Raw genomic sequence first — 24,079 nt, forward strand, 5'->3', positions numbered from 1 at the left:
TACAATGGATGTATTATGAGATTAGGGAGAATTGCCATGAATCCGTGGACGGAAAAAACGGAGTCGGTGGAGGAGTGGCTCGGGCTGCTGCGAAGCCGGCCGGAGCTGATGGAGAACGTAACGTACTGGCATACCCAGCCCGCCAAGCCGCCGCGGACGGTTCGGTTGCCGGAGCACGTGCATCCTAAACTTGCCCATGCGCTCCAGCAGAAGGGCATTACGCAATTATATACGCATCAAGCGGCTTCTTTTCGAGCCGTCGCCGACGGGCATCACATCGTAACCGTTACGCCGACTGCTTCCGGAAAGACGTTATGTTATAATCTTCCGGTTATCCAGAAGCTTCTGGAGGATGACAGCGCTAGAGCGCTGTACTTGTTCCCGACGAAAGCGTTGGCCCAGGATCAAGTAGCCGAGCTTCAGGAGCTCGCCAACCTCATGGAAGCCGATATCAAGACGCATACTTATGACGGAGACACTCCGCCTACCGTGCGGCAGGCGATCCGCAACGCCGGCCATATCGTAGTCACGAACCCGGACATGCTCCATTCGGCCATATTGCCGCACCATACGAAATGGGTTAAGCTTTTCGAAAATATTAAGTACATTATTATAGATGAGTTGCATGCCTACCGAGGCGTATTCGGAAGCCATGTCGCTAACGTCATTAGAAGACTGAAGCGGATTTGCCGGTTTTACGGCAGCAATCCGCAGTTTCTATGCGCTTCTGCGACGATTCGCAACCCTCAGGAGCACGCTGAACGTTTAATCGGCGAACGGGTAGCGCTCGTTGACGATAATGGCGCTCCGACCGGAGAGAAGCACATGGTGTTCTACAACCCTCCGGTCGTCAACAAGCAGCTCGGCATTCGGCGGAGCAGCGTACTGGAATCGCAGAAGCTTGCGGCGATGCTGCTCAAAAGCGGCATTCAGACGATCGTGTTCGCCCGCAGCCGGGTAAGAGTGGAGATTCTTCTTACCTATTTGCAGGAAAACATCAAACACGAGCTTGGCAAGAAGTCTATTAGAGGTTATCGCGGAGGTTATTTGCCCAAGCTGCGCAGGGAAATCGAACGAGGCTTGCGGAACGGAGAAATACGCGGAGTCGTCAGCACGAACGCTCTGGAGCTCGGCATCGACATCGGGCAGCTGCAGGCGTGCGTGTTGAACGGATATCCGGGAACGATCGCCAGCACTTGGCAGCAATCGGGTCGGGCGGGAAGAAGACAAGGAAGCTCGGTGACGTTCCTCGTCGCCAGTAGCAATCCGCTGGACCAGTATTTGATCCAGAATCCGGATTACTTCTTAGGCCGTCCGCCGGAAGAAGCCCGGATCCATCCGGACAATTTGCTCATTTTGCTCGACCATCTGAAATGCGCCGCTTACGAGCTTCCTTTCGAGGAGGGAGACAGCTTCGGCGGAGAGAAGCTGACGGATCTGCTGGAATTTCTAGCGGAGGAGAAGGTGCTTCATCGAGTGGGCAACCGCTGGTACTGGATGGAGCAAGCATTCCCGGCCCATAATATCTCGCTGCGCTCGGCGGCGCAAGAGAACTTCGTGATCATCGATCAGACCGAAGGGCATCGCGTAATCGGCGAAGTAGACCGGTTCAGCGCTCCGACGCTCATACACGAGGAAGCGATATACCTGCACGAAGGGGTACAATACCAAGTAGAGAAGCTGGATTATCCGGAGAAAAAAGCATACGTGAGAGAAGTGAACGTGGATTACTTTACGGACGCGAATCTGGCTGTGGAACTTAAGGTGCTTCACGTCGACCTGGAGTCGTCCTCCGGGCCGCTTGAGCGCCAGTACGGCGAGGTCACGGTGATGGCCAAACCGACGATATTCAAAAAAATCCGGTTACGGACGCATGAGAACATCGGTTCGGGTCCGATCCATTTGCCGGAGGAAATCTTGCATACGAGCGGTTATTGGTTTTCGTTTTCGGAGGAAGAATCCGGCAAGCGCAGCGCCAACGACATGCAGATGGCTTTGTTAGGGCTCGCGAACGTGCTGATTCATCTCGCGCCGTTGCACTTAATGTGCGATCCGCTCGATATTCGCGTGGTGCCTCAGGTGAAGTCGACGCACACGAAACGTCCGACGATCTACTTCTACGATCGATATCCCGGAGGCATCGGCTTAAGCCAGCGTCTATACGAGAAGCATGACGAGCTGTTGGAAGAAGCCCAGAGGCTGATTACGGGTTGCGGCTGCTTAAGCGGTTGCCCGGCTTGCGTGGGGCCGATCGAAGAAGTGGGATTATTGGGTAAAGATCTGGCGCTGACGTTGCTGCAAGGGACGAGGGAAAGCTCATGAGCGGATTGAGGGAAAAGCTTGGCCGATTGCGGGCAAGCACGGCTGATCCTACGGTCGCGCCGGAATCCATATCGACGGCTCAGGCAGAAGCGTCTCCCCTATCGCCGGATTTCGCGAGTATCGGAGTTCATCTTCACCGTAACGAGGCAGGCGAGTTTCTTCTGCGAAAGGTAGAGTATCCGCTGCCTTACAAGCATGGCAGCTATGATCTGGCGGATCTGATTTCCGTCGCGTCTCATCTACAGCCGATCGCTTCGCGTCAGAATCGACAAAGCCCGGCCGCTTCGATCGAACCGCGCGGCCTCTTGTTCCTCGATACCGAAACGACCGGGCTTGGCGTAGGTACGGGTAACGTTCCGTTCATGATCGGATTCGGTTATTATACCGAGAGAGCCTTCGTCGTCGAACAGACCCTTATCCGTCATCCCGGCGAAGAAAGAGCCATGCTTACTTATTTATTGGGACATATGAAGGACAAGACGCATCTAGTCACTTATAATGGAAGAACGTTCGATTGGCCCGTGATCGTCAACCGTTTTATTCTAAACGGCTGGCGCCAGAGCGGGCAGGAGCCGGACCATCTCGATTTTCTGCATCCTTCGAGAGCGCTATGGCGGAACACGCTGCCCTCCTGCCGGTTAAGCATGGTTGAGGAAGCCAGGCTAGGCATACAGAGAGGGCACGACGTTCCGGGATCTTTGGCTCCGTCCTTATATTTTCAATACTTAGCCGACGGCAACGGTCAACATCTCCATGGCGTTTATGCCCATAACGAGAAAGATATTTTGACTTTGGCTTCTCTCTGCGTTCACTTCGGATTGTTATTAAGCGGTAACGCAGCAATAGAAGATCGCAAAGGTCTCGAAGGCGAGGAACTGTTTCGTACCGCTTGTTGGCTGGAACAACATCATCGCACGGAAATCGCGGAGCGGCTGTTCGCCCGACTGAGCGAGATGGAAGACGTCGCCGAAGGCGGCGGTTGGAGCTTGGCATTGGCTGCGCGTTACAAGCGCGCCGGACAGCATGAACGAGCGCTGCCGCTGTGGAGAAGAGCCGCGGACAAGGCGGAAAACTCATCCTTGCCTAAGCTGGATGCCCACGTGGAGCTGGCGATCTATTACGAGCATCGCGACAAACAATTATTAATGGCATTAAATTATGCGGAGAGAGCTTTGGAATTATCTTTGCGCAGAACCAGGCTCATTAGCAATGCCGCGAAGCGGCAAGAAGAGAAGGAAGCTTTGCAACGCAGGGTAGCTAGACTGAAGGATAAAGCGTCGCGCGAAAGGAAGTAACGCACATCATGATTTCACTTCTTAATCAGAATAAGGAATACTCCGTGCCGGAAGCGCTCTTGTTCGACCTGGATGGTACCTTATACCGAGGCAACGAACGGATTGCGGGGGCGGATCGGCTAATCGCGTCCATGCAGAGCAGAGGGTTGCCCTGTCTGTTCGTGACCAACAATTCAACCCGCACGCGCGAAGAGGTAGCGGAACATCTCGAGCACATGGGAATTCCGGCGGAAGATGAAGCGATCGTCACGTCGGCCATTGCCGCCGCGTATTACGTTAAGATGCAACATCCCGGTGCCGATACATACGTTATAGGGGAAAGAGGTTTGCGCGTCGCGCTGACGGATGCCGGATTGCGTGTACTGGATGAACGCGAACCAGGCAAACGCGCTGAAATCGTCGTTCAAGGATTGGATCGAAAGGTCACGTACGATCAGATCACGGTTGCCGTGAAACATCTGCTGAATGGAGCCGTTTACGTGCAGACGAATCCGGACCGTCTGCTGCCGGTCGACGGAGGATTTCTTCCCGGAGCGGGAAGCCTAGGAGCGATGCTTCAAACGGCATCGGGCGTGGAGCCGATCGTCATCGGCAAGCCGTCGACGATTCTTATGGATTATTCGTTGAAAATATCCGGTACGGCCCCGGACAAGTCATGGGTGATCGGGGACAATCCGTATACGGATCTGGCAGCGGCTCGCAATGCCGGCTGTCCTTCGATTCTGGTGTTGACGGGGTTGTGTACGGCCGACAATTGGCGGGAGCATTGCGCGGCGGCCGAGGTGTCCCCCGATGCGGTGTGCGAAGTCCGGACCAATTGGAACAGTTGTTGAACGAATTATTGCAAGCGAAGGGTTAAACTTTCGCGACTCCTATTCTTGGTGCGCTTACGAGCAGAAGGGAAGAACATAAAATGCCGGAATTACCGGAAATGGAACATTATCGCTCTCAACTATCGGAGCTTCTATGCGGACAGAAAATTACTGGCGTTACCGTCAATCGTGAGGCTACGATTAATGAATCGATCGAAAATTTCACAGCGGGCCTAACGGACCGCAGCATTCTCTTCGTAGAGCGCAAAGGCAAGCATTTACTCTTCCATCTGGATGACGGACGTCGTTTGCACCTTCATCTTATGCTCGGAGGATGGCTAGCGTTTGGCGAACAAGGGCCGAAGAAGGATAGCCACTTTCAGGTCATTTTGACATTCGGCAACGGCTATTCGCTGTATTTCGGCGGCTTGCGTCTTGGTTATCTCCATCGGATTACCGCAAAGGCGGCTATCGAAGAGTTGAAGGAGCTCGGACCCGATCCGTTCGATTCGCGCTTGACGTCGGAAGCGTTCAAGAAGCGATTAGCCGGGAAAAAAGGGAAGCTGAAGACGACGTTAACCGATCAACGGTTTTTGGCCGGGATCGGCAACTGTTACAGCGACGAGATTTGTTTCGATGCCAAGATTCATCCTGCTCTATCGTCTAACGAGTTGGATGAGGCGCAGATTGAACATCTTTATACCTCTATGCGCAAAGTACTTACGGAGGCTAAAGAAGCTGGAGGTTACATGGAACATCCGCTCACGACAAGCGATACGGTGACCGGCGGCTACAATGCGAAATGCCGGGTATACGACCGTCAAGAGGAGCCTTGCTATGATTGCGGTACGGAGATTAAGCTGGAAACGTTAACCGGCCGCAAAATGTTTTACTGTCCCGTATGTCAACCACGGTCCTAAAATGATTAGAGCCGGAAGCCACGTAAGCACGAGACAGGGGTATAGAAAAGCGGCCGAATACGCGGTTTCCATCGGAGGAAGCGCGTTTCAGTATTTCCCGAAAAATCCTCGCACGCTAGAGCTTAAGGCATTCAACAGAACCGATGCCGCGAAATGCGCCGAATGGTGCAGGCTGCACGGGATTTCCTCGATCGCTCACGGGCCATATCCCGTCAACCCGGCTTCGGAGGGCGAAGCGGCGCGGAGAATGACGCTATGCACGCTTAACGATCTAGACATTGCCGAGGCTTGCGGTTCGATCGGAGTGATCGTTCATTTCGGGCATGGCAAAGGGAAAGATCCGTTACAAGGCTATCGAAATATCATACAATGGATCAATAGCGTAACCGAGCATTGGCACGGCGAGGCGCTCATCCTGTTGGAAAATCAAGCTGGAGATCACGGACCGATGGGGACGGCGCCGGAGGAATTGGTGCAAATTCGTTCTCTAGTCCAGCAGCCGGACAAAGTCGGCTTTTGCCTAGACACGTGCCATTTGTTCGCCAGCGGGGAATGGAAGCATGGAGAATGGTCGTCGTTCGCGGAACGAGCGAGGCGGATCGGCTTCTGGGATCATGTTCGGGCAGTGCATTTGAATGATTCCCGTTATCCTTCCGGTTCGCGCAAAGATCGCCACGCCGCAATCGCGGAAGGCTGGATCGGCCGGGAGGGGTTCCTGGACGTGTTCGCAACGCCGGAGCTATTCGATGTTCCTTTCGTCTTGGAGACGCCCGCAAGCATGGACGGGACGCATCGGGATCAGCTTACGCTCGTGAAGCAATTGTCGGGGGAGGCGTTCAAATGATTAACGTATATTTAGATGACGTAAGACCTTGCCCGCGGGGGTTCATCGCGGCCCGTTCGGCGGAAGAATGCTTATTGCTTCTGTCCGTCAGCGACGTCCGTTTCTTATCGCTTGATTTCGAGCTTGGTTACGGCCAACCTAACGGTCTTGAGGTCGTTCGCGGCATTATCGTAAGCGGGAAATACCCGAAGGAAATTTTCGTCCATTCCTCGAGCCCCATGGGCAGAGCTCAGATGGTTGCCGAGCTTAGAGCGGCGAACCCGCCAGGCGTTATTATTCATGACGGGCCGGTTCCATCAACCCTTCTTGATGCGGTCGCGTCGGGAGATAACGGCGATGCGTGAATGGGATGCCGGCGATTGGAAACGCGAGTGGACGTTCACGCCGACGCCGTTCGCGCTTTTCGTCCATACGCCGTTGTGCGGGACTTGCCTTGCGGCCAAGCGCATACTTGCCGTAGCGGTAGAAATCGTTCCCGAGGTGCAAGTGATGTCGGCGAACATTAACGTCATGCCGGATTTGGCGCAAACGTTCCAAATCGAGAGCGTGCCGTGTCTGCTGATTAAACGCGATAACGGAACTTGGATCAAACAATATCGGTTCCCCTCCGTCACGGAGCTTGTGGAACAGTTAAGGAACGAGAGGGATAGATCATGATTCATTTACAAGGTTTAACATTTCGCAGAGGTGAACGGGAAATTCTTCGCGGAGTCGATCTTACGGTCAATCCCGGAGAGCACTGGACGCTCTTAGGACGCAACGGCTGCGGAAAGTCGACGATTCTGGAGATGATTACGGGTTATTTGTTTCCGACCTCCGGCAAGATCGATGTGCTAGGCCATCGTTATGGCCAAGTAGACGTGAGGGAAGTTCGCAAGCAAATCGGATACATAAGCCCTTCCTTGATCGAGAAAATGACGCTGAGGGATCCGTTGTGGGAAATCGTGGCGAGCGGCGCGTTCGCTTATTTGCGGTTTTACGAAGAAGTAGCGGACGAAGTTCGGGAGCGGGCATACGCGGAGTTGGACAGAGTCGGCTTGCGTTCGCTGGCCGAGCAACCGTTCGGTACCTTATCGCAAGGAGAGCGGAAGAAAGCGCTGCTAGCGCGTACGATGATGGCTTCTCCTCAATTGCTTATCTTGGACGAGCCTTGCGCGGGATTGGATTTGTACGAACGCGAGAAGTTTCTTAATGCCTTATCCGAGTTATCGACGAATAAGTTGTCCATGCTATACGTAACCCATCATATCGAAGAGATCATTCCGTTGTTCACTCATGTTGCGTTGATGGCGCAGGGTCAGCTTGTCGGGACCGGTCTTAAACGCGATGTGCTTACGCCGGAGAAGCTGCGCGAAGCTTACGATTTGCCGATCGAGATTAATTGGAAGGGCGACCGGCCGTGGATCGAAGTCGGGAAGGTGGCAGGACAATGATCACATTCGTCGGAACGGCGAATCCCGGATTTTCCCCTTATGCAATGGAAGAGCTGCGTAGAAGAATCAAGGGCACTAAAGTATCGGGGTTAGCCCCTGGAGAAACGTTCTCCTTTACGAGCGGGGAACACGACACGACACAATTGCTGACCGATCTTCGCCGCAAAGAGCCGATTTTCCTTAGGCATATGTTCCCGATTGAGGTTGAGCAAGATGTTTCGGAGAGCTCGGACGATACCGCGCTTAAGTTGAAAGCCTACGCCGCGACGTTGGGGGAACGCGTCCTAGGCAAGAAGGTCGCGATTCAGGTCCGCAAGGAGCAGGATAGCCCATTCCCTTATACATCCGCCGAAGGCAGGGATATTATCGCTTCCGTCGTACGCGAGCTCGGCGGGGAAGCCGTAGCGCGCGAATCCGATTGGATCGTATCGGTGTACGCGACGAAGAAGAAGCTGTATATGGGTTGTTCGCTGCCCAAGGACAACCTGTCGGATTGGCCGGGCGGAGCGGTTCGGTTCCGTAAAGACGAAGGTTTGATCTCGCGGGCGGCATTCAAGCTGCTGGAAGCGGAGCGGGCGTTCGATTTGCCGCTCAATCGGTTCTCGAACGCGCTGGATTTGGGCGCAGCCCCCGGAGGATGGACGTCCGTGCTTCTCGATAGAGGCTTGAAGGTGACCGCGGTGGATCCGGCGGAGATGGATCCCTCGTTGGAACTGCATCCGAATTTGCGCCATATGCGGCGCAACGCCGCCGACGTATCCTTCGCGCCGGGAAGCTTCGATCTACTCGTATGCGACATGAGCTGGGATCCGTATCACACTTGCCGCATCGTTTCGGAACTTGCTCACGTGCTGTCGGCCGGGGCTTCGGGAATCATTACGTTGAAGCTGATGTATCGCAAACCGTTCCAGAGCATTCAGGATCTCATGGAGGATTACAGCCATGAATTCGATATTCGCAAAGTAAAACAGTTGTTTCACAATCGGGAAGAAGTTACAATGTGGGTGAAGAGAAAATAAATCACCGTATCGGGAAAGCATCCCGCATCCGGGCGAAGTCTTGCTAACGCAAGGTTTCGCTCCGTGGTGCGGTTTTTTTTATTCCGTCATTGAAGAGGGGGATGCCAGATGCAGGAACAGATACAGCAACGGTGCCAAGATGGTCTTATGCTCACGTCGGGCAACTTTACGGAGAGCGGTACCGGATTTTGACGCCGATCGGCAAAGGAGGGATGGGGCGCGTTTATTTAGCGGAGGACATTCGGCTCGGCTGTAAGCAGAGAGCGTTAAAGCTTACTCGTCCGTTGCCGGACGAGAGGAGAAGCTTCTTGCCGGAAGCGCAACTGCTGAGCGAATTAGACCATCCGCACCTCCCGGCGATCGTGGATTATTATCCTCCCGATCCGGAAGGGGTTGCTTGCATCGTCATGGATTATATTGCGGGAGATACGCTAGCGGAAAGATTGGAACGTTACGGGTATCATCTCCCGTTTAGCTTCGTTCTTGGAGTATTGATCGAATTATGCGAAGTTTTGGTTTATTTGCATGCGCAGACGCCGTCCATCGTGTTTCGCGATTTGAAGCCGGCGAACGTCTTATTGGATCGGCACAATAAAGCGATGTTAGTCGACTTCGGCATTGCTCGCCGTTACCGGGACGACGTGCATAAAGATACGCTGCAGCTCGGTACGCCCGGTTTTGCGGCACCCGAGCAGCTGCGGGGCGAGCAGTCCGACGGACGAACCGATTTGTACGGAATAGGAGCAATAGCTTATTTTCTGTTAACCGGAGGACAATTCGCCATCCGTCATCGAGGAGAGATGAAGCGGGTGCTCCAACAAGACGTTCCGGCTCAGTTTGCCTCTTTGTTGGAACGTTTGCTGGATAGCCAGCCGGACAACCGTCCTCAATCGGCGAAGGAACTATTAGGTGAACTCGTGTACATCCGGGAGCCAGCCGATGACGTCGGCATGTCGCAACGTCGACAGTTACATAGCTATGTTCACGATCCTTACGACCCGCGCGAGTACGGGAGCAAGGAGCAAACCGTCGTCATCGGCATGGCATCGGCATATCCGGGAGCAGGAGGAACCTTCTCTTCGCTCGCACTCTCTTCCTCACTGGCCAGAAGCGGAATCTCGCATGCTTTAGTGGAATGCCCGGGAAGCGATGCCGAGCTCTACGCGCTCCTTAACGGAACGAGAAGAATGCCCAAGGGAGCGGTATATGCGCAGGCGAACGGTCAACAAGCCGCCGCTCCGGCTTGGCGTGACGGATATGCGGCTTATTATCCATTGGAGCCAAATGAAGCCGGTACTCAACCGCCGGAATTTGCTTTTGCAAGCTGGCTTCGCAGATTAGGGGCGCCTATCGTCGTGCTTGACCTCTCGAGCAGGTGGGAACAACCTGCCATTAAGGAGTGGATGATGAGATCGGTGGATCAGCTGGCGATTATCGCCGATTGTTATCCGATGAAATGGTCGAGACGTCGGCAGCAATCCTGCATGGAAATTTTGAAGCTTGCTAACCAACGCAACATTCGAAGCTTCTGGATAGCCAACCGCGACCAACCGTTCCCCGACAGAAAACAGTGGCTTTCCTTGTTTCCCGATAAACCGGAAATCTATTTACCCGATTTGGCGGGGCCCGCCATGCTGAATTCGTTATGGCACGGCGAGGGATTGTTTTCTAATCATCCTGCTATGCAGAAGGCGGAGCGGGCATTTAACCATTGGATAGTCAGCATCACTAAGCGCAGATAAGGGAATCGGAGTTGTTCCGGCAGCTCCGTTGTTCGACGGATTTTCCAAGCCTTTGACAGGCATGTTACAATAAAGATGGGAGAAAGCGTTTAATAGGGGAGAAATCAGCATGTCGGGCAACCGCTGGCGGAGGCTGGAAGTAGGATTAACGGCATTAAAGCTCGGAGTGTCCTCGTTCGGCGGACCGATTGCCCATATCGGATATTTTCGCCAGGAGTATGTCGTCCGCAAGAAATGGTTGTCCGAGCAGTCGTTTGGGGATTTGGCGGCACTGTGTCAGTTTCTGCCCGGGCCTGCCAGCAGTCAATTAGGAATCGCGATCGGCATTCAACGTGCCGGGCTTCTTGGCGGAATGTTCGCTTGGCTTGGTTTTACGCTTCCATCCGCATTGCTTCTCATTGCTTTTGCCTATGGACTACAGTGGGGAGGCATCGTGGATTCCGGCTGGTTAACGGGTTTGCAGTTGGCTGCCGTAGCCGTGGTCGCGCAAGCGGTCTGGAGCATGGCGCACGTCCATGCGCCCGACAAACCGAGAATCGCGATTGCTGCACTCTCGTCATGCTGTGCGATACTTATTCCCGGCACCGCGGGTCAGATTGTTCCTATCGTAGCAAGCGGAGTTGCCGGTGCATTTTTACTGAAGCCTCAAGCCGTCGGCTCGTCAAACGAACAGCATCCAAATGTGAAAGCTGCTACAGCGATAATTTTTCTAGCAGGATTCTTCATTCTGCTTATTCTTCTTCCGATCCTATCCGCGATGAATCATGATCCGTTATGGCAGCTAGCGGACATCGGGTATCGGGCAGGGGCCCTGGTGTTCGGCGGAGGGCATGTCGTTTTGCCGATGCTGGAACATCACGTTATAGCTATGGGAATCGTGAACGAACAACAGTTTATGGCCGGTTACGGAGCCGCTCAGGCTGTTCCCGGACCTTTGTTTACTTTCGCTGCTTACTTGGGCGCCGTCTCTTCCAGCGGTATAGAAGGATTGATTAGGGCAACAGTGATGTTGATGTTTATTTTTCTTCCTTCCTATCTGTTAGTTGCCGGCGTGTTGCCTTTCTGGTCGCGATTGCGGAATCGCACGCGGATTAGAGCGGCTTTGAACGGAGTTAACGCATCCGTAGTCGGAATATTGTTTGCCGCGCTTTATGATCCTGTTTGGACTAGCTCGGTTAACGATAAATTGGATTTTATCTTTGTCGTTATCGGATTTGTATTGCTCGTCGTCTGGAAATGCCCGCCTTGGTTGTTAGTGTTTTTGGCGGCGGCGTCAGGATGGCTGCTATAGCGGCTAATGGGCTTGTACTTATTATCGTGGGGTGACTGAAATGAACAACGAGAATATTTTGATCATAGAAGATGAAGACGCGATCGCGAGAATATTGCAGTTGGAGCTGGAACATGAAGGCTACGGCGTCGGACGTGCCGCGGATGGCCGCAAAGGCTTGGAGATGGCGAACACGGGAGAGTGGGATTTGGTGCTGCTCGACGTAATGCTGCCCGAATTGAACGGCATCGAAGTGCTGCGCAGACTACGGCAGAACGACGGGGCGGTGCCCGTCATTCTTCTGACCGCCAGAGATACCGTGCCGGATAAGGTGAGCGGTTTCGAGCACGGAGCGAATGATTATATTACGAAACCCTTTGCCATGGAGGAGCTGCTCGCAAGGGTACGGAATTTGTTGCGTATCTTCAAAGCGTCCCGAGAAGGGGAGAGCGAGGATATTCTCAAGATCGGGGATTTGTCCATCGAGCTCATAACCCGCAAAGTATACCGTAAGGACCACTCGATCGAGCTTACGCCGCGCGAGTTCGAATTGCTGCTTTATCTGGCCAGGCATAAGAACGGGGAGAAGACCCGCGACGAAATTTTGTCCGACGTGTGGGGATACGAGTACATCGGAGATACGAACGTCGTAGACGTCTATATCCGTTATTTACGGCAAAAGATGGACAAGGGGTACCGTCATAAGCTGCTTCATACGGTACGCGGAGTCGGTTATATGCTGAAGGAGCCCGATGCATGACCCTCAGATCCCGATTTACCTTATTTACGGTTTTCTGGCTCATTTTTATCCTGATTCTGTATAACATATTCGTTTATTTTTTCGTCATTCGGGTAACGACGCGCGGCGAACTGCAATTGCTCACCAACAAAGCGGACCTGATCATCGAAACGCTTCGCAAACAGGAAATGCGCGGTCTTGAAGACCCGAAGCTTCTAAGCGATATGTATAACTACAACGAGATGATCAGAATCGTTACCGGCGACGTGCGGGTTGTGAATAAGGTCGGGACGGACGAAGAACTGTTGTCCATTCCGCCGCAAATGCAGGTGTACAACCTATCCGAGACGCGTCAAATTAACGGGCAACGGGTGCTGTTTTTGTCGATGCCTTTTTCGAAAAAGGACACCTGATCGGCACGGTCGAAGCTGCACGCCGGTTGACGGTTCTGGATAGTTATTTGCAAATACTGGTAGGCGCGTTAAGCGTCACGAGTATCGGAGCGATCGTATTCGCGATATTCGGAACGTACTGGTTCACCTCGCGATTGACCGGGCCAATCGGCCAGATGGTTCAGACGATGAGGGAAATCGATCGAAGCGGAAAGCTGTATAGGGTTAAGTTGAACGGAAGGGAAGAATCGGTAGAGCTGCAGCAAATGGTGAGAGCTTTTAATCAAATGATCGATCGATTAGATCGAACGATCGAACACCAGAAGCACTTCGTTGCCGACGCATCCCACGAATTGAAAACTCCGCTCACGGTTATTTCGAGCTATGCGGATATGCTAAAGCGCTGGGGAAGAGACAACGCAGAAGTCCGGGATGAAGCGATTGAAGCGATCTCAAGGGAAACCGAAAGGCTTCAGAACTTGATTCGATCGATGCTTACTTTAGCGGAAGCCGAACAGGATGATTGGCTTAACGTTTCGCGGTTCGAAGTGACGACCGTCGTGCGGGAGCTCTCCGAGGTGCTAGGCAAGACGTTCCATCGGGAAATCCGCGTCCATTCCGATAACCATTCCGTTCATATGAAGGGCGATAAGGAAAAAATCAGGCAATTGCTGCTCATTCTGATCGATAATGCGATCAAATACAGCAAGGAGCCGATCGATGTTCGCATTCGTACGCAGAAGAACGGGATCAAGCTGGAAGTGACAGATTACGGCATTGGCGTTCCGGAGAGCGAAATTCCTTATATGTTCGAGCGTTTCTACCGGGTGGACGAGGCTCGCCACCGTTCGACGGGAGGAAGCGGACTGGGGCTTTCGATCGCAAAGAAAATTATCGATATTCACGAAGGTAACGTAGAAGTATACAGTAAGCCTGGTAACGGGACTACGATTTCCATTCAATTGCCGCGTAAATTATAGTTTTAAACAAGGAAAGCATGAAAAAACCGGCAATTCGGATTTACCGAAATCTGCCGGTTTTTTAATGCAACTTTACGTGGATCGTAGACGTTATAAACAATAATAAGAGAATTAGAGAACGCGACGCGCAGTCACGTAGTTCTTTTTCCAGTAGCTGGAGCTAAGCGAAGAGATCATAACGCCTGGTTTGCCGTAAGTGTGCAGCATTTTGTTACTGCCGACATAGACGCCGACGTGCCCGATTCGGGTGCCTGTACGAGAAGGGACTTTAAAGAAAACGAGATCGCCCTTCTTCAGATTGCTTTTGGCGACTTTATATCCGCGTTTGGCTTGCGAGCTGGATACGCGCGGAAGTTTAACTCCGTACTTGCCGTAAATATATTGCGTGAAGCTGGAACAATCGAAAGCGGAAGTCGAACCGGAAGGTGCACCGAACCGGTACTTTACTCCCATATATTTTTTGCCCAGCGATATGATTTTCTCCGCTTTAGTTGCCGCCGAAGCTTGGGGTGCTTGTGCCAAAGAAATTCCGGTAAACCCGATGACCGCGCAAAGGCTGACGCCGACTACCTTACGGACTAGTGTGTTTTTGATGCTCATGTTGTTGTTCCCTCCATGTAATCGTGTGCAGTTGCTATGGACCTGAGTATATCAGACTATAAGTCCCCTAATGATTCCCAAGGAGAGAATAAGAGCGAGCACAAGAACGGTTTGAACCGCTTTCTTAGAAAACGATGAGAATTCTCTCATATGTATCGCTTATTTGCCTGGTTCAAGTAATTCCGCGTTTATACTAATAGCAATGCAACTTGCCCCTTATTAATGAATTCCTATAATATAGGAAGTGAGTATGGGGTATTTAGTCATGTTTCCAAACGGAGTTCAGGGGACGGGAGGTGTCTTTTTGCTTAAGCAGCTAAGAGTATCGGACGGAAATCGCATGCATCCGGTAACGATAAGAAACTATGAAAGGGGGGATTTCGCGAAATTGATCTCTCTGCAAGCTCTCTGCTTTCCTCCGCCGTTTCCTTCGGAGCTATGGTGGAACGAAGAGCAGTTAAGCGAGCATGTGACCCGATTTCCCGAAGGAGCGCTATGCGCCGAGCTTGAAGGCGAGATCGTGGGATCCATGACCGCGCTGCGGATAACGTTAGACGATCGGCATACTCACGATTGGGCTTCCGTAACCGATGAAGGCTACATAAGAAATCATGAGCCCACTGGCGATACCCTTTACGTCGTAGACATTTGCGTTGCGCCCGGCTATCGAAAGCTAGGGCTCGGCAAGTGGTTAATGCAATCGATGTACGAGACTGTCGTGCATCTAGGCTGCAACCGTTTGCTGGGAGGCGGACGGATGCCCGGTTATCACCTTCATGCGGGCAAGTTAACGCCACAGCAGTATGTGGATGAAGTAACAACCGGGGGAAAGTACGATCCCGTATTAACTTTCTTGTTAAATTGCGGGAGGTTGCCCGTCGGCATTATTCCCGATTATTTAGACGACGAACAATCCGCTCACTATGCAGCGTTGATGGAATGGCGAAACCCTTTCAAATGAGAGTTCAAAAGTCAGGTTTTCAGCACAACCCCTAAGAAGGAGCGAGAATGATGGAATATATACGCGTAAGATCAATCGAGGAACCTCATTTTGCCGCGATGCACCGTTTGATGAGTTCGATTTTCCCTGCGGAGGAAGTGCTGGAATTCGATCTATGGAAGGAACCGATAGAAGATCCGGATATTCACGTATACGTAGCGCTTCATGAGGGCAACGTCGTAGGAGCTACGGAATACCGCTATTATCCGGATCTCCGCGTAGCGATGACCGACTTTACGATCATCGGCGTGATGGGACTCGGCATCGGACGATTCTTATACGTGCAGCGCGCTCAGGATCTAGAGCGCCTTCAACGCGAGAGCGGTACGTCTTCGATTGGAATGTTCGCTGAAATTTATAGGCCGCATGCCGTATCGTCGTTCAAATTCGGCAATGTGCTTCCGATGCATCCCGCGGTAAGAAGAGAAGTGCTGTCGCATATCGGATACGAGAAACTCGATTTCGCTTACGTGCATCCTTCGTGGGATCATGAAGGCAAGGCGGTTACGGAGCTTGACCTAGGCTTTTTGCCGACGGACGAGACAATGCGGACGTTGCCGGCCGCACTCATCGTGCGGTTCCTTACTACTTACTACACCGCTCTTCCGAATAAGCCGCAGGAATGGTTGGAGATGATAAGGCGGCTCGAGGACCGTACCGAGATCGATCTTCTGCCGCTTTAGGTTAACGGCGGTGGATTTTTCCTTTATATTTGCCTGAATGGATGATTTGCAAGTCAAACTTGATCGATTGGATATCCGGGACGTCCTCGACGTCCCGGATATATTTTTTCCAAACCGAGTGATGATATTTATAAATAGGATAACCCAGATTCAGCACGTCGGCATTAAACTCTCGTCCGGAATCGTAGGTCAAACGGATGTTTTTCTCGATATGTTCCATAATTCGTGCTCTCATTTCGTCCTGCGACATGTTTTCCAGCATCTCATCCAGAAAAGCTTTAAGTTTGACCTCGATCTTGTAGGATAGTTTGCCGTTGTCAATGGAATACCGGACTTTGATTTTTTGCGTATGGACCACGAAGGTGATGATCGGTTTGTTATTCTCTAAGAGGATGAGCGGCGCCCGTCTCATATTTTTGTCCAGATACTGTTTGCCTTGCAATCGTTCGGTATCGAGTTCGCCCGACCACTTTTCCTTGCCGAAAAAATACATGCCGGACATCTTTAATTCCCGCAGCGTTTTACCGCCTTCCTTCCAGTTGGATTTATCGGTTGAAAGGATGGGGATCATGGCGGTTTTTCCTTTTTCGTAAAAGTCGGCCAGGAATCGGTTAAGATAGATCGGTTTTATGAAGGAAGACTGCTTATAGGTTTCGAGCGGCTTCATGAGGATGGAGTCGTATGCGGATAAGTTGAAATAGGGGTGGTTGAACAGAAACTTATCCATCGGCTCCTCCGTTCCGAACACCCATAAATTATAACGGATTTCACGATATCGGTTGACCAGATCCGTTAGATCCACCAACCCTATTTTTTGCAACGCTTTTTTGGAAAGGACAAGCGTTTTGATATGACCGTAATAGATGGGGATTTGTTCGGTTTCATAGAGCTGGAACAACGCATCGCCGATCGAAATGCCTTTTCCGATTCCGATGACTTGCGTCTGTTTGCTTGCGGAAGGGGTTCCTTCTCTTTTGGCTATAGCGGAGAAGTCTGTCGATTGCAAGTACACGACGAATTGATTTTTGTCGTAATCGATGCCTAATGTCGTTAAATAATTCATGCGGTCGATATTTTTAAAATCCCAGCATCCCGTAAGCAAGCTTGCGATTAGACATACGGCCAGCAGCGTGCGGACCAGTTTAATCCTCTTCAAATTCGGCTCATTCCTTTACGGCTTCTTGTTGAGATATTTCGGCACGAAGGATTTTAATTTCCGAGGGTAATTGAGGATGGATCTTCCGATGTCTTTTAGCGAGACCGGCGCGAACGGAGCGATATACGAGACGCCATATGAAGACAATCCAGACAAATAGACGATAACAACAATAACGGAGATCATGAAACCGTACATGCCAAGCAAAGAAGACAAAAAGACGGCCGCATACCTGATGATACTCACGGAGCCCGATAACGTTTGACTGATTAAAGTCGAACCGGAAACGATGGAAATGGCAGCTATGACGACCATCGACGGTGAGGTCAGGCCGGCGCGTATCGCCGCTTCTCCAATAATCAGCCCTCCAACGACCGTTAACGTTTGTCCGATCATCGAGGGAAGCCGGTAGCCGGCTTCCTTGAAGGTCTCCAATAAGGTCAGCACAAGAAACATTTCCATCGGGGTACTGAACGGAACGCCGAATCTCGTGTTCACGATAGTAGCCAGCAGAGGAAACGGTATTTGATCCTGATGGTAACCCGTTAACGCGATATAGAAGGACGGAAGGAACATCGCTACCAGAAGGCTCAGCAAGCGCAACAATTGTCCGAAAGAGGAGGAAATGTAATTGAAATGATTATCCTCCGGCGTTTTCAGCAGCATCGTTAAGGTTGCAGGTCCGATCATCGCCCCTGGAACGCCGTCGATTAACAAGGCGAAGCGGCCTCTAAGTACGCAGCTGGTTAGAAAATCGGGCCGTCCCGTGTAGATCGATAACGGAAAAAGGCTATACGGATGATCCGAAATCCTTTCCTCGAGCTGCGTAGCGCTATTTAATTCCTCTATTTGATCCGATAATTCGCGTAATCTGACGCGAATGTCGTTCAAAAGGCCGGGATTGATTTTGTCGGTATCATAGACGATGCTGACCCGCGTACGGGTCTTGGTTCCGACCCTCATCGTTTCTATGGCAACCGTATTAACGGGCAGCCGTCTTCTGATCAACGCTAAGTTCGTGTCAACCGATTCTACAAAACCGTCCTTAGGTCCTCGAATAGATACTTCGATATTCGTTTCTTCCGTCTGGCGAACCGGAATTTGCGGAGAGCAATACGCGAACATGGCGGATAGGTGCGAAATCTCGATCACGATCGTTCCCTTGAAAAGCAGGTCATCGCATATGCCGACAGTCATATTATCCAAGCGTTCGATTTGGATCGCGGCGAATTTTTCGATCTCTTCGAACGTATTCATTTCATCGCGGCTGTACAGTCTCTTGAATTCGGGAAGCAAGTTACGGTTGATCATCTTTTCGTCGCATAACGTTTTACAATACAGCAGGGTTATGTTAGAACGGATGCCCAATGGAATCGAGCTATATCTTACGTCGGCGCAATGCGCATAAGCATCGACCAACGTCTGCATAGGTTTCGATAGGCTCATGACGGATTCACCCGCTTGGATTTATTCGGCAATGCAATTAATAAGTAGAGAACGGCCGTAAACGACAGCATCGCATAAAAGCATAAAGGGAAGTAGAATCTACTGAGCAAGTCAACGAATGTAATGTCCCCGACGGGGAAAAGAATCATGCAAAATACGAGCAATGAGGCTATGGGCAGAACGAGTTTCTTCGTGCCGCAGACCTCGGTTATCAACAGGAAAGTAAAGCTTAACCGGACGAACGCACCGCTGACCCATTGAAAGATCGACAGAAAATCAAGATGCTCGAGGAAGTCGCCGATCTTAACGAGCCGCCATTCTTCGAACGCGGGATACCTTTGCAGAGCGCTTTCTTCCGGCCCGAACTCCGCTATTCCCCCAATCAACGGGCCCAAAGTGAGTCCCGAGAGCAAGAAGGCGATCAGAAGAATATGCCGTTTTTGAATCGGGGTTGAAATTCGGTGCTGAACGAATAACAATAAGAGAATCTCGACTAAACCGGTTCCCGGATAGGATACTCCTCTCCCAACGGAGGCGTATCCCTCTTCGAATACAGGAAATAGAAGACTGTAGTCCTTATGAGGAATGTTGGCGACCATGACGAATTCTCCGAAAAGGACGATAAACGGAAATAAGATCGCGGCGGAATAGGCAACCGACCGTAAACCTTTGGAAGCCGTAAACATAGCCAGTATGATGAATGATGCGGCAATGACCAGAGGCGGTGTTTGCGGTAAATAGGAGGCATTCGTCCAAGTCGTTAAGTCTTTGCCCGTTATGGCGGCTGAAAGAACGAGGTAAACCGATAGGGTGCAAGCGATCCAACGGGATAGCCATTTGCCGTAACGCGATTCGATTTCATTCAGATAGGACCGTTGATTCGTCAGTTTGGAGATTTGGGCTACTATCAGGAAGAAAGGGATTAGAACGACAAAAGTTACGATCGTCGAGATCCATGAATCCCTTCCGGATGCATCCAACAACAAAGGGATGACGAGAACGTGATTCATCATTCCGATAGAAAGGATAAGAACCATGCTGATCTGGAGCAGGGAGAAGGTTTGGTTTTTCAACAGCATTAACTCCTTGGACGGTGTGGCATGCTTCATGTAAATCGTTTCCTGCTCCCCCGTAAAATATACGAATAAGTAAGGAGAACGCAGATGAGAATTACGTTTATAGGAACTGGAGATTCCATGGGGACGCCAAGAGTTTATTGCGATTGCGCGGTATGCGCTGAAGCGCGCGCGACGGGGGAAAACCGCCGCCTTCGATCCTCGCTTCTGCTCGAGGCCGAGGGACAATCGCCGTTATTGCTGGACTGCGGACCGGATTGGAGAGCTCAGATGGAAGGGCTCGGCCTTAGAATGATATCTCAAGGCCTGCTCACGCATGCGCATTTCGACCACATCGGCGGATTGACGGAATGGGCGGATAGTTGCAGATGGACGGAAAAAAAGGCGCGACTGTTCGCTCCGCAAGAAGTATTCGCCGAAATACGCTCGCGATTCCCGTGGATCGAGCGTCAGCTTACGATGGAAGATAATGATCAAGGAATGGCCTACGGACAATGGCGGATCGCCCCATGGAAAGTGAATCACGGAAAAAACGGGTACTCTTATGCTTATCATTTCGAGAACGCGATGACGGGAGTTAAGTGGGCCTATTGCTCGGATGCGATTAATTTGACGGCACGCCAAAAAGCGCCGTTAGCGGGGTTGTCGCTATTGGTACTCGGGACAAGCTATGCGAAAGAACCGTTTCCGATGGATACGCGATCCGTTTACGATATGGCGGAAGCTTTGCGACTCGCCGAGGAAGTAAAGCCGGGCAAGCTCGTTTTCACGCATCTCTCGCATGACGTGGACGTTCGCAAGGATTACGGATTGCCTAAAGGCGTAATGCTCGCTTCAACAGGGTTAAGCCTGACCGTTTAGTCTCGGCTTCGAATAACGAGCACTATTCCATCCGTGATCGTAATCGTTCCGACGGGGGCATCAAGAACGTTGCTGATTCCCAGAGACGATCCCAACTGAATGGCAGCCTGATGAAGCGGGTAACGAAATCCTTCTAAAGTAATTCCCCTTACTTCAAGCGTTAGCGGGAGCAGCGAGATATAAGGGAAATAAGAGTTCCGCTCTAACCGAAGAGTATCGGCGCACAGTCGTATTTCGTTATGTTCGTCGAGCAATTTGAGCGAACAACCGTGTTCATGCGCGAGCCGAAGAAGTTGAACGTTGGCTAGGCCGTGGTCGAAGCGGGTTCCCAGCGCTCCTACGAGAGTGATCTCCCGAAAGCCTCGGGCGATTGCTTCCCTTACGGCGAGCTCCGTGTCGGACCAGTCTTTATCCACCGCGTCGCACGTTATCAATTCGAGCGCGCTATCGCGGATGAACTCCATTCGATCCGGCGTTACGGAATCGAAGTCGCCTACGGCAAGGTGAGGGACGCGGCCGTGGCGAAGTAGAAAATCGGCTCCGCGATCGGCGCCGATCAAATAAACGTCATCAAGCGGTTGAGAGTCTATCGCCCATTGTCCTAAACGGCCTCCCGTGAATATGTAAGCGCGAGTATATGGATGATCATTCATAGACATGATGGGGGAGAACCTCCAAAGGAATACAAGATTCGATGTCGAACGCACATCGTGCACTTTTCGTGATGTCGGGACGGCTCATTAAACAGCCCTTCATAGTATAACGGAAAATGACCGTTGCGGAACAGCGAAGCTTCCCGCTACAATGAGTAAGGATTCATACTAGTCGACATTTATTGCAGGCTGTATGCTTCGTATAGGAGCCCGCGGAGGAGAGACCTAAGTTGGATTTGGACGAAATTTTTCATGTGTTTAGCTTAATCGGGACGATTGCTTTCGCCGTCAGCGGTGCGATCGTGGCCATGGAAGAAGAATACGATATTTTGGGCGTGTTCGTATTAGGCCTTGTAACCGCGTTCGGAGGCGGAGTCATCCGTAATTTGCTTATCGGCGTCCCCGTTACGACGCTGTGGAGCCAAGGGCTTTTCCTCAAAATCGCGTGCATTTCGATACTGGTCGTATTCGTGTTGCCGATAACGCTCATTCATCATTGGAAACGCGGGGAAGCGTTTTTCGACGCGATCGGCCTTGCCGCGTTCGCCATTCAGGGCGCCTTGTATGCGGTTAAGGCCAACCTTCCGCTAAGCGCCGTAATGGTGGCTGCTATGCTCACGGGCATCGGCGGGGGGATGGTTCGGGATATTATGGCGGGGCGCAAGCCGCTCGTGTTGAGGGACGAGATCTACGCGATGTGGGCCATCGGAGCCGGGCTCGCGATCGGGATCGCGGATCTTCAGAAGCCGTGGGAACTGTTCACGCTTTTCATTATTGTCGTATTGTTCAGGATGTTGTCGGTCTATTATAAATGGAAGCTGCCGCGCCGTTCGTTGCGCGGCACGTCTGGAGGCTAATCATGAGTTATTCCGTTCTATTCGTTTGTCTGGGCAATATTTGCCGTTCGCCGATGGCGGAGGCGGTGTTTCGTCATAAGGTAGAGAAGGAAGGGCTGGAAGGAGCGATCACGATCGATTCCGCCGGAACCGGAGATTGGCATATCGGTCGCCCTCCGCACGAGGGGACTCGCAAGCTGCTGGATCGCCATTCGATTTCCTACGAGGGGATGAAAGCCAGACAACTTGCCGTTCAAGACGGCGGAGACTTCGACTTGATCGTGGCGATGGATTCGAAGAACGAGCGAGATATCGTGGAGAGGCTAGGAGGTTCGTCGCGGTCGAAGGTCATTCGGTTTCTGTCGCTATTGCCGGAGAAAGGGATGGCTGACGTTCCGGATCCCTATTATTCGGGTAACTTCGACGAGACGTACGAGCTGGTGTCGGAAGGGTGCGAGAAGTTGTTGGAGTACGTGAAAAGGAAGATGAGCGATGAGCGATAAACCGGACATCGCGGACGTTGGTCCATCTGTTCCGCTGCCTCTGTCTTTCAAGCAGATCGGAATGGTTACGCAGGATGAACTTACTCGCCGAATGGAACCCGTTAAGACGCTTATAGAAGATGACGCTCGGCTATATCGGATGATTAAAGACAAGGAAACCGGCGAGCACTATTTGCATTATGCGTTGTTCCACATAAACGTGGCGGGAGGAGGCGCGGAAGAAGAATATCACCATCTGCTTCCGTTGGAGCATGACGACGTTATTGCTTTGGCGCTGGGAGCTCCGCTTACGGAGTATCCGAGCGAGTGGAACAAAGCGTACTTGCGCAATGGCCCCGATGGCGGATTCGTCTGGTTCGATCCGAGCGGAGCGGCGGAAGAGGAATCAGGCTATGCCGAGACGGAAGCCTATATTCGCGAGCAACTGTTAGCTTTTCGACGGCAAGGGTCGCACGGAGAGGAAGAAGTGAAGCGGCTATTGGACGCGATAGACAACCATCTTCCTCCTCGTACGGAATTCGAATAGTCGTAAGCTAATTTCGGAACAGAGGCGTTGGCCCTAAGAATGCGGCTAGCGCCTCTGGCAACTCGTTTTGCCAAAATCCCCATTTGTGTTCCCCGTCTTTTTCTACATAGCGCAGCTTCGCGCCTCGTTCTTCTAACATGCGTACCGCGTTTCTATTCAACTCAACGAAATCGAAAGTTCCCCGATCCGTCGCGTATTCCGTCTCTTGAAGGCCGACCAACATCCACAGCTTAAGCTTCTCCAATGAAGAAAATCGTTCGATCTGCTCTACGTAAACACCATAGTATGCGCCGGAGAGCGAGATGATCCGATTGAATAGGTTAGGATACGTCAGCGCGAGAGACAACGAGATCGCGCCCCCGAGCGAGTCGCCGATCAATACTCTTTGGTCGGGTACGTCGCGAACCGGATAATGGGATTCTACCCAAGGGATGAGCTCTTCCGCGAAAAAACGGGTATATAGGGAGTAACGTTCGCCGTCGGGCGCATATTCCGACGTACGGTGGGCGATATTCACGTCAACTCCGACGATAATGAACGGATCCCAGTTTTCTTCTAGAATAAGTTTCTGGGAATGGGTGGCGATTCGCCCGAAATTAAAAAATTCTTCCCCGTCCTGGCAATAAACGACAGGATAACTGATCCATTGTTGAAAACCAGGCGGCAAATAAACTCGAATACTGCGGTTTCCTTCCGGAAGAAATTCGCTGGGGACTTCATGTTTGTGAATCGTTCTCTTGAATAACGGATTGTCGCTCAATGGACAAACCTCCTTGCTAGGTATGGGAAATCACAGGCATGGGTAAACCAATTGAAGGCTTAAGACTTCGGATTGTATTACACTGTTGCACAAATTTTATGTTCCTGTTATATAAACATGAAAAGGTCAAAAGCTATATAAATAAAGGATTTTTAGAGTTTTTCTTTGACCAAAACACTTAAACAGGGATATAATAATTCTATAACAGAAA

Annotated in this window: 26 protein-coding genes; 20 read left to right on the forward strand and 6 right to left on the reverse strand. The window is 51.6% G+C overall.

Going from position 1 to position 24,079, the window contains the following annotated elements:
• The first annotated feature begins 36 nt into the window (after nucleotides 1–36).
• The 14 genes from FPL14_RS28170 to FPL14_RS28230 all read left to right on the forward strand — a co-directional run bounded on the left by FPL14_RS28170 (nucleotide 37) and on the right by FPL14_RS28230 (nucleotide 13,768).
• A complete protein-coding gene (locus tag FPL14_RS28170) occupies nucleotides 37–2,322 on the forward strand; it encodes a DEAD/DEAH box helicase (protein WP_182300832.1) in 2,286 nt (761 codons plus the stop codon).
• Entirely contained in the window at nucleotides 2,319–3,617 is a 1,299-nt protein-coding gene (locus tag FPL14_RS28175) for a ribonuclease H-like domain-containing protein (RefSeq protein WP_182300833.1), read from the forward strand. The genes FPL14_RS28170 and FPL14_RS28175 overlap by 4 nt, the downstream gene beginning before the upstream one ends.
• 8 nt (nucleotides 3,618–3,625) lie before the next feature.
• Nucleotides 3,626–4,450, forward strand: coding sequence for an HAD-IIA family hydrolase (locus tag FPL14_RS28180; RefSeq protein WP_182300834.1), 825 nt, complete (start codon nucleotides 3,626–3,628; stop codon nucleotides 4,448–4,450).
• 80 nt (nucleotides 4,451–4,530) lie between these two features.
• Nucleotides 4,531–5,349: a bifunctional DNA-formamidopyrimidine glycosylase/DNA-(apurinic or apyrimidinic site) lyase gene (gene mutM / locus FPL14_RS28185; RefSeq protein ID WP_182300835.1), complete on the forward strand. Its 819-nt coding sequence runs from the start codon at nucleotides 4,531–4,533 to the stop codon at nucleotides 5,347–5,349.
• Between the two features lies 1 nt (nucleotide 5,350).
• Nucleotides 5,351–6,193, forward strand: a complete 843-nt coding sequence (locus tag FPL14_RS28190) for a deoxyribonuclease IV (protein WP_182300836.1) — start codon at nucleotides 5,351–5,353, stop codon at nucleotides 6,191–6,193.
• Nucleotides 6,190–6,537, forward strand: coding sequence for a cyclic-phosphate processing receiver domain-containing protein (locus FPL14_RS28195; RefSeq protein ID WP_182300837.1), 348 nt, complete (start codon nucleotides 6,190–6,192; stop codon nucleotides 6,535–6,537). The genes FPL14_RS28190 and FPL14_RS28195 overlap by 4 nt, the downstream gene beginning before the upstream one ends.
• Nucleotides 6,530–6,850 carry a thioredoxin family protein gene (locus tag FPL14_RS28200; protein ID WP_182300838.1) on the forward strand — a complete coding sequence of 107 codons (321 nt, stop codon included), beginning with the start codon at nucleotides 6,530–6,532 and terminating at the stop codon, nucleotides 6,848–6,850. Before FPL14_RS28195 ends, FPL14_RS28200 begins: the two co-directional genes overlap by 8 nt.
• Nucleotides 6,847–7,626 carry an ABC transporter ATP-binding protein gene (locus tag FPL14_RS28205; protein ID WP_182300839.1) on the forward strand — a complete coding sequence of 260 codons (780 nt, stop codon included), beginning with the start codon at nucleotides 6,847–6,849 and terminating at the stop codon, nucleotides 7,624–7,626. Before FPL14_RS28200 ends, FPL14_RS28205 begins: the two co-directional genes overlap by 4 nt.
• Nucleotides 7,623–8,645, forward strand: coding sequence for a 23S rRNA (cytidine(2498)-2'-O)-methyltransferase RlmM (locus FPL14_RS28210; RefSeq protein ID WP_182300840.1), 1,023 nt, complete (start codon nucleotides 7,623–7,625; stop codon nucleotides 8,643–8,645). Before FPL14_RS28205 ends, FPL14_RS28210 begins: the two co-directional genes overlap by 4 nt.
• A 101-nt stretch (nucleotides 8,646–8,746) precedes the next feature.
• On the forward strand, nucleotides 8,747–10,387 hold the full coding sequence (locus FPL14_RS28215) for a serine/threonine protein kinase (RefSeq protein ID WP_182300841.1): 1,641 nt from the start codon (nucleotides 8,747–8,749) through the stop codon (nucleotides 10,385–10,387).
• A gap of 109 nt (nucleotides 10,388–10,496) precedes the next feature.
• Nucleotides 10,497–11,678 (forward strand): chromate efflux transporter, encoded by a 1,182-nt coding sequence (chrA, locus tag FPL14_RS28220; RefSeq protein WP_182300842.1) that lies wholly within the window; start codon nucleotides 10,497–10,499, stop codon nucleotides 11,676–11,678.
• Between the two features lie 40 nt (nucleotides 11,679–11,718).
• The gene (locus FPL14_RS28225) at nucleotides 11,719–12,417 is read left to right on the forward strand and encodes a response regulator transcription factor (protein WP_182300843.1); all 699 of its coding nucleotides are present in this window, start codon (nucleotides 11,719–11,721) and stop codon (nucleotides 12,415–12,417) included.
• On the forward strand, nucleotides 12,414–12,809 hold the full coding sequence (locus FPL14_RS30205; RefSeq protein WP_229263702.1) for a hypothetical protein: 396 nt from the start codon (nucleotides 12,414–12,416) through the stop codon (nucleotides 12,807–12,809). The genes FPL14_RS28225 and FPL14_RS30205 overlap by 4 nt, the downstream gene beginning before the upstream one ends.
• A 26-nt stretch (nucleotides 12,810–12,835) precedes the next feature.
• Nucleotides 12,836–13,768: a sensor histidine kinase gene (locus tag FPL14_RS28230; protein ID WP_229263703.1), complete on the forward strand. Its 933-nt coding sequence runs from the start codon at nucleotides 12,836–12,838 to the stop codon at nucleotides 13,766–13,768.
• A 111-nt stretch (nucleotides 13,769–13,879) separates the two neighbouring features.
• On the opposite strand, the gene FPL14_RS28235 is transcribed toward FPL14_RS28230, so the two are convergent.
• Nucleotides 13,880–14,368: a C40 family peptidase gene (locus FPL14_RS28235; RefSeq protein ID WP_182300844.1), complete on the reverse strand. Its 489-nt coding sequence runs from the start codon at nucleotides 14,366–14,368 to the stop codon at nucleotides 13,880–13,882.
• A gap of 340 nt (nucleotides 14,369–14,708) precedes the next feature.
• On the opposite strand from FPL14_RS28235, the gene FPL14_RS28240 reads away from it, so the two are divergent.
• Together FPL14_RS28240 and FPL14_RS28245 are read left to right on the forward strand one after the other, a co-directional pair.
• Nucleotides 14,709–15,329: a GNAT family N-acetyltransferase gene (locus FPL14_RS28240; RefSeq protein WP_229264026.1), complete on the forward strand. Its 621-nt coding sequence runs from the start codon at nucleotides 14,709–14,711 to the stop codon at nucleotides 15,327–15,329.
• Nucleotides 15,330–15,379: 50 nt separating this feature from the next.
• A complete protein-coding gene (locus FPL14_RS28245; protein ID WP_182304201.1) occupies nucleotides 15,380–16,051 on the forward strand; it encodes a GNAT family N-acetyltransferase in 672 nt (223 codons plus the stop codon).
• Between the two features lies 1 nt (nucleotide 16,052).
• On the opposite strand, the gene FPL14_RS28250 is transcribed toward FPL14_RS28245, so the two are convergent.
• The 3 genes from FPL14_RS28250 to FPL14_RS28260 are packed head-to-tail and all read right to left on the reverse strand — an operon-like array spanning nucleotide 16,053 to nucleotide 19,762.
• The gene (locus FPL14_RS28250; RefSeq protein WP_182300846.1) at nucleotides 16,053–17,207 is read right to left on the reverse strand and encodes a Ger(x)C family spore germination protein; all 1,155 of its coding nucleotides are present in this window, start codon (nucleotides 17,205–17,207) and stop codon (nucleotides 16,053–16,055) included.
• Between the two features lie 15 nt (nucleotides 17,208–17,222).
• Nucleotides 17,223–18,653: a spore germination protein gene (locus tag FPL14_RS28255; RefSeq protein WP_182300847.1), complete on the reverse strand. Its 1,431-nt coding sequence runs from the start codon at nucleotides 18,651–18,653 to the stop codon at nucleotides 17,223–17,225.
• The gene (locus FPL14_RS28260; RefSeq protein ID WP_182300848.1) at nucleotides 18,650–19,762 is read right to left on the reverse strand and encodes a GerAB/ArcD/ProY family transporter; all 1,113 of its coding nucleotides are present in this window, start codon (nucleotides 19,760–19,762) and stop codon (nucleotides 18,650–18,652) included. Before FPL14_RS28260 ends, FPL14_RS28255 begins: the two co-directional genes overlap by 4 nt.
• A 54-nt stretch (nucleotides 19,763–19,816) precedes the next feature.
• On the opposite strand from FPL14_RS28260, the gene FPL14_RS28265 reads away from it, so the two are divergent.
• Nucleotides 19,817–20,590: an MBL fold metallo-hydrolase gene (locus tag FPL14_RS28265; RefSeq protein ID WP_182300849.1), complete on the forward strand. Its 774-nt coding sequence runs from the start codon at nucleotides 19,817–19,819 to the stop codon at nucleotides 20,588–20,590.
• Here the strand turns inward: FPL14_RS28265 and FPL14_RS28270 are convergent.
• Nucleotides 20,587–21,249, reverse strand: coding sequence for a thiamine diphosphokinase (locus FPL14_RS28270; protein ID WP_324617853.1), 663 nt, complete (start codon nucleotides 21,247–21,249; stop codon nucleotides 20,587–20,589). The genes FPL14_RS28265 and FPL14_RS28270 overlap by 4 nt on opposite strands.
• Nucleotides 21,250–21,473: 224 nt before the next feature.
• Between FPL14_RS28270 and FPL14_RS28275 the strand changes: the two genes are divergently transcribed.
• From FPL14_RS28275 to FPL14_RS28285, 3 genes are read left to right on the forward strand one after another with little or no spacing between them, the layout of a single operon-like run.
• Nucleotides 21,474–22,100 (forward strand): trimeric intracellular cation channel family protein, encoded by a 627-nt coding sequence (locus FPL14_RS28275; protein WP_182300850.1) that lies wholly within the window; start codon nucleotides 21,474–21,476, stop codon nucleotides 22,098–22,100.
• 2 nt (nucleotides 22,101–22,102) lie between these two features.
• Nucleotides 22,103–22,582, forward strand: a complete 480-nt coding sequence (locus FPL14_RS28280; protein WP_182300851.1) for a low molecular weight protein-tyrosine-phosphatase — start codon at nucleotides 22,103–22,105, stop codon at nucleotides 22,580–22,582.
• The gene (locus FPL14_RS28285) at nucleotides 22,572–23,108 is read left to right on the forward strand and encodes a hypothetical protein (protein ID WP_182300852.1); all 537 of its coding nucleotides are present in this window, start codon (nucleotides 22,572–22,574) and stop codon (nucleotides 23,106–23,108) included. The genes FPL14_RS28280 and FPL14_RS28285 overlap by 11 nt, the downstream gene beginning before the upstream one ends.
• A 7-nt stretch (nucleotides 23,109–23,115) precedes the next feature.
• On the opposite strand, the gene FPL14_RS28290 is transcribed toward FPL14_RS28285, so the two are convergent.
• Nucleotides 23,116–23,868 carry an alpha/beta hydrolase gene (locus FPL14_RS28290; RefSeq protein WP_182300853.1) on the reverse strand — a complete coding sequence of 251 codons (753 nt, stop codon included), beginning with the start codon at nucleotides 23,866–23,868 and terminating at the stop codon, nucleotides 23,116–23,118.
• Between the last annotated feature and the right edge of the window lie 211 nt (nucleotides 23,869–24,079).

Origin of the sequence: Cohnella cholangitidis, from assembly GCF_014107495.1 — a bacterium.
GTDB classification, from domain to species: Bacteria; Bacillota; Bacilli; order Paenibacillales; family Paenibacillaceae; genus Cohnella; species Cohnella cholangitidis.

Excerpts from the sequence above, each read along its gene's own strand:
- FPL14_RS28170 (WP_182300832.1), top strand. The coding sequence starts at position 37 with ATGAATCCGTGGACGGAAAAAACGGAGTCGGTGGAGGAGTGGCTCGGG.
- FPL14_RS28175 (WP_182300833.1), top strand. The coding sequence starts at position 2,319 with ATGAGCGGATTGAGGGAAAAGCTTGGCCGATTGCGGGCAAGCACGGCT.
- FPL14_RS28180 (WP_182300834.1), top strand. The coding sequence starts at position 3,626 with ATGATTTCACTTCTTAATCAGAATAAGGAATACTCCGTGCCGGAAGCG.
- mutM (WP_182300835.1), top strand. The coding sequence starts at position 4,531 with ATGCCGGAATTACCGGAAATGGAACATTATCGCTCTCAACTATCGGAG.
- FPL14_RS28190 (WP_182300836.1), top strand. The coding sequence starts at position 5,351 with ATGATTAGAGCCGGAAGCCACGTAAGCACGAGACAGGGGTATAGAAAA.
- FPL14_RS28195 (WP_182300837.1), top strand. The coding sequence starts at position 6,190 with ATGATTAACGTATATTTAGATGACGTAAGACCTTGCCCGCGGGGGTTC.
- FPL14_RS28200 (WP_182300838.1), top strand. The coding sequence starts at position 6,530 with ATGCGTGAATGGGATGCCGGCGATTGGAAACGCGAGTGGACGTTCACG.
- FPL14_RS28205 (WP_182300839.1), top strand. The coding sequence starts at position 6,847 with ATGATTCATTTACAAGGTTTAACATTTCGCAGAGGTGAACGGGAAATT.
- FPL14_RS28210 (WP_182300840.1), top strand. The coding sequence starts at position 7,623 with ATGATCACATTCGTCGGAACGGCGAATCCCGGATTTTCCCCTTATGCA.
- FPL14_RS28215 (WP_182300841.1), top strand. The coding sequence starts at position 8,747 with ATGCCAGATGCAGGAACAGATACAGCAACGGTGCCAAGATGGTCTTAT.
- chrA (WP_182300842.1), top strand. The coding sequence starts at position 10,497 with ATGTCGGGCAACCGCTGGCGGAGGCTGGAAGTAGGATTAACGGCATTA.
- FPL14_RS28225 (WP_182300843.1), top strand. The coding sequence starts at position 11,719 with ATGAACAACGAGAATATTTTGATCATAGAAGATGAAGACGCGATCGCG.
- FPL14_RS30205 (WP_229263702.1), top strand. The coding sequence starts at position 12,414 with ATGACCCTCAGATCCCGATTTACCTTATTTACGGTTTTCTGGCTCATT.
- FPL14_RS28235 (WP_182300844.1), bottom strand. The coding sequence starts at position 14,368 with ATGAGCATCAAAAACACACTAGTCCGTAAGGTAGTCGGCGTCAGCCTT.
- FPL14_RS28240 (WP_229264026.1), top strand. The coding sequence starts at position 14,709 with ATGCATCCGGTAACGATAAGAAACTATGAAAGGGGGGATTTCGCGAAA.
- FPL14_RS28245 (WP_182304201.1), top strand. The coding sequence starts at position 15,380 with ATGGAATATATACGCGTAAGATCAATCGAGGAACCTCATTTTGCCGCG.
- FPL14_RS28255 (WP_182300847.1), bottom strand. The coding sequence starts at position 18,653 with ATGAGCCTATCGAAACCTATGCAGACGTTGGTCGATGCTTATGCGCAT.
- FPL14_RS28260 (WP_182300848.1), bottom strand. The coding sequence starts at position 19,762 with ATGAAGCATGCCACACCGTCCAAGGAGTTAATGCTGTTGAAAAACCAA.
- FPL14_RS28265 (WP_182300849.1), top strand. The coding sequence starts at position 19,817 with ATGAGAATTACGTTTATAGGAACTGGAGATTCCATGGGGACGCCAAGA.
- FPL14_RS28270 (WP_324617853.1), bottom strand. The coding sequence starts at position 21,249 with ATGTCTATGAATGATCATCCATATACTCGCGCTTACATATTCACGGGA.
- FPL14_RS28280 (WP_182300851.1), top strand. The coding sequence starts at position 22,103 with ATGAGTTATTCCGTTCTATTCGTTTGTCTGGGCAATATTTGCCGTTCG.
- FPL14_RS28285 (WP_182300852.1), top strand. The coding sequence starts at position 22,572 with ATGAGCGATAAACCGGACATCGCGGACGTTGGTCCATCTGTTCCGCTG.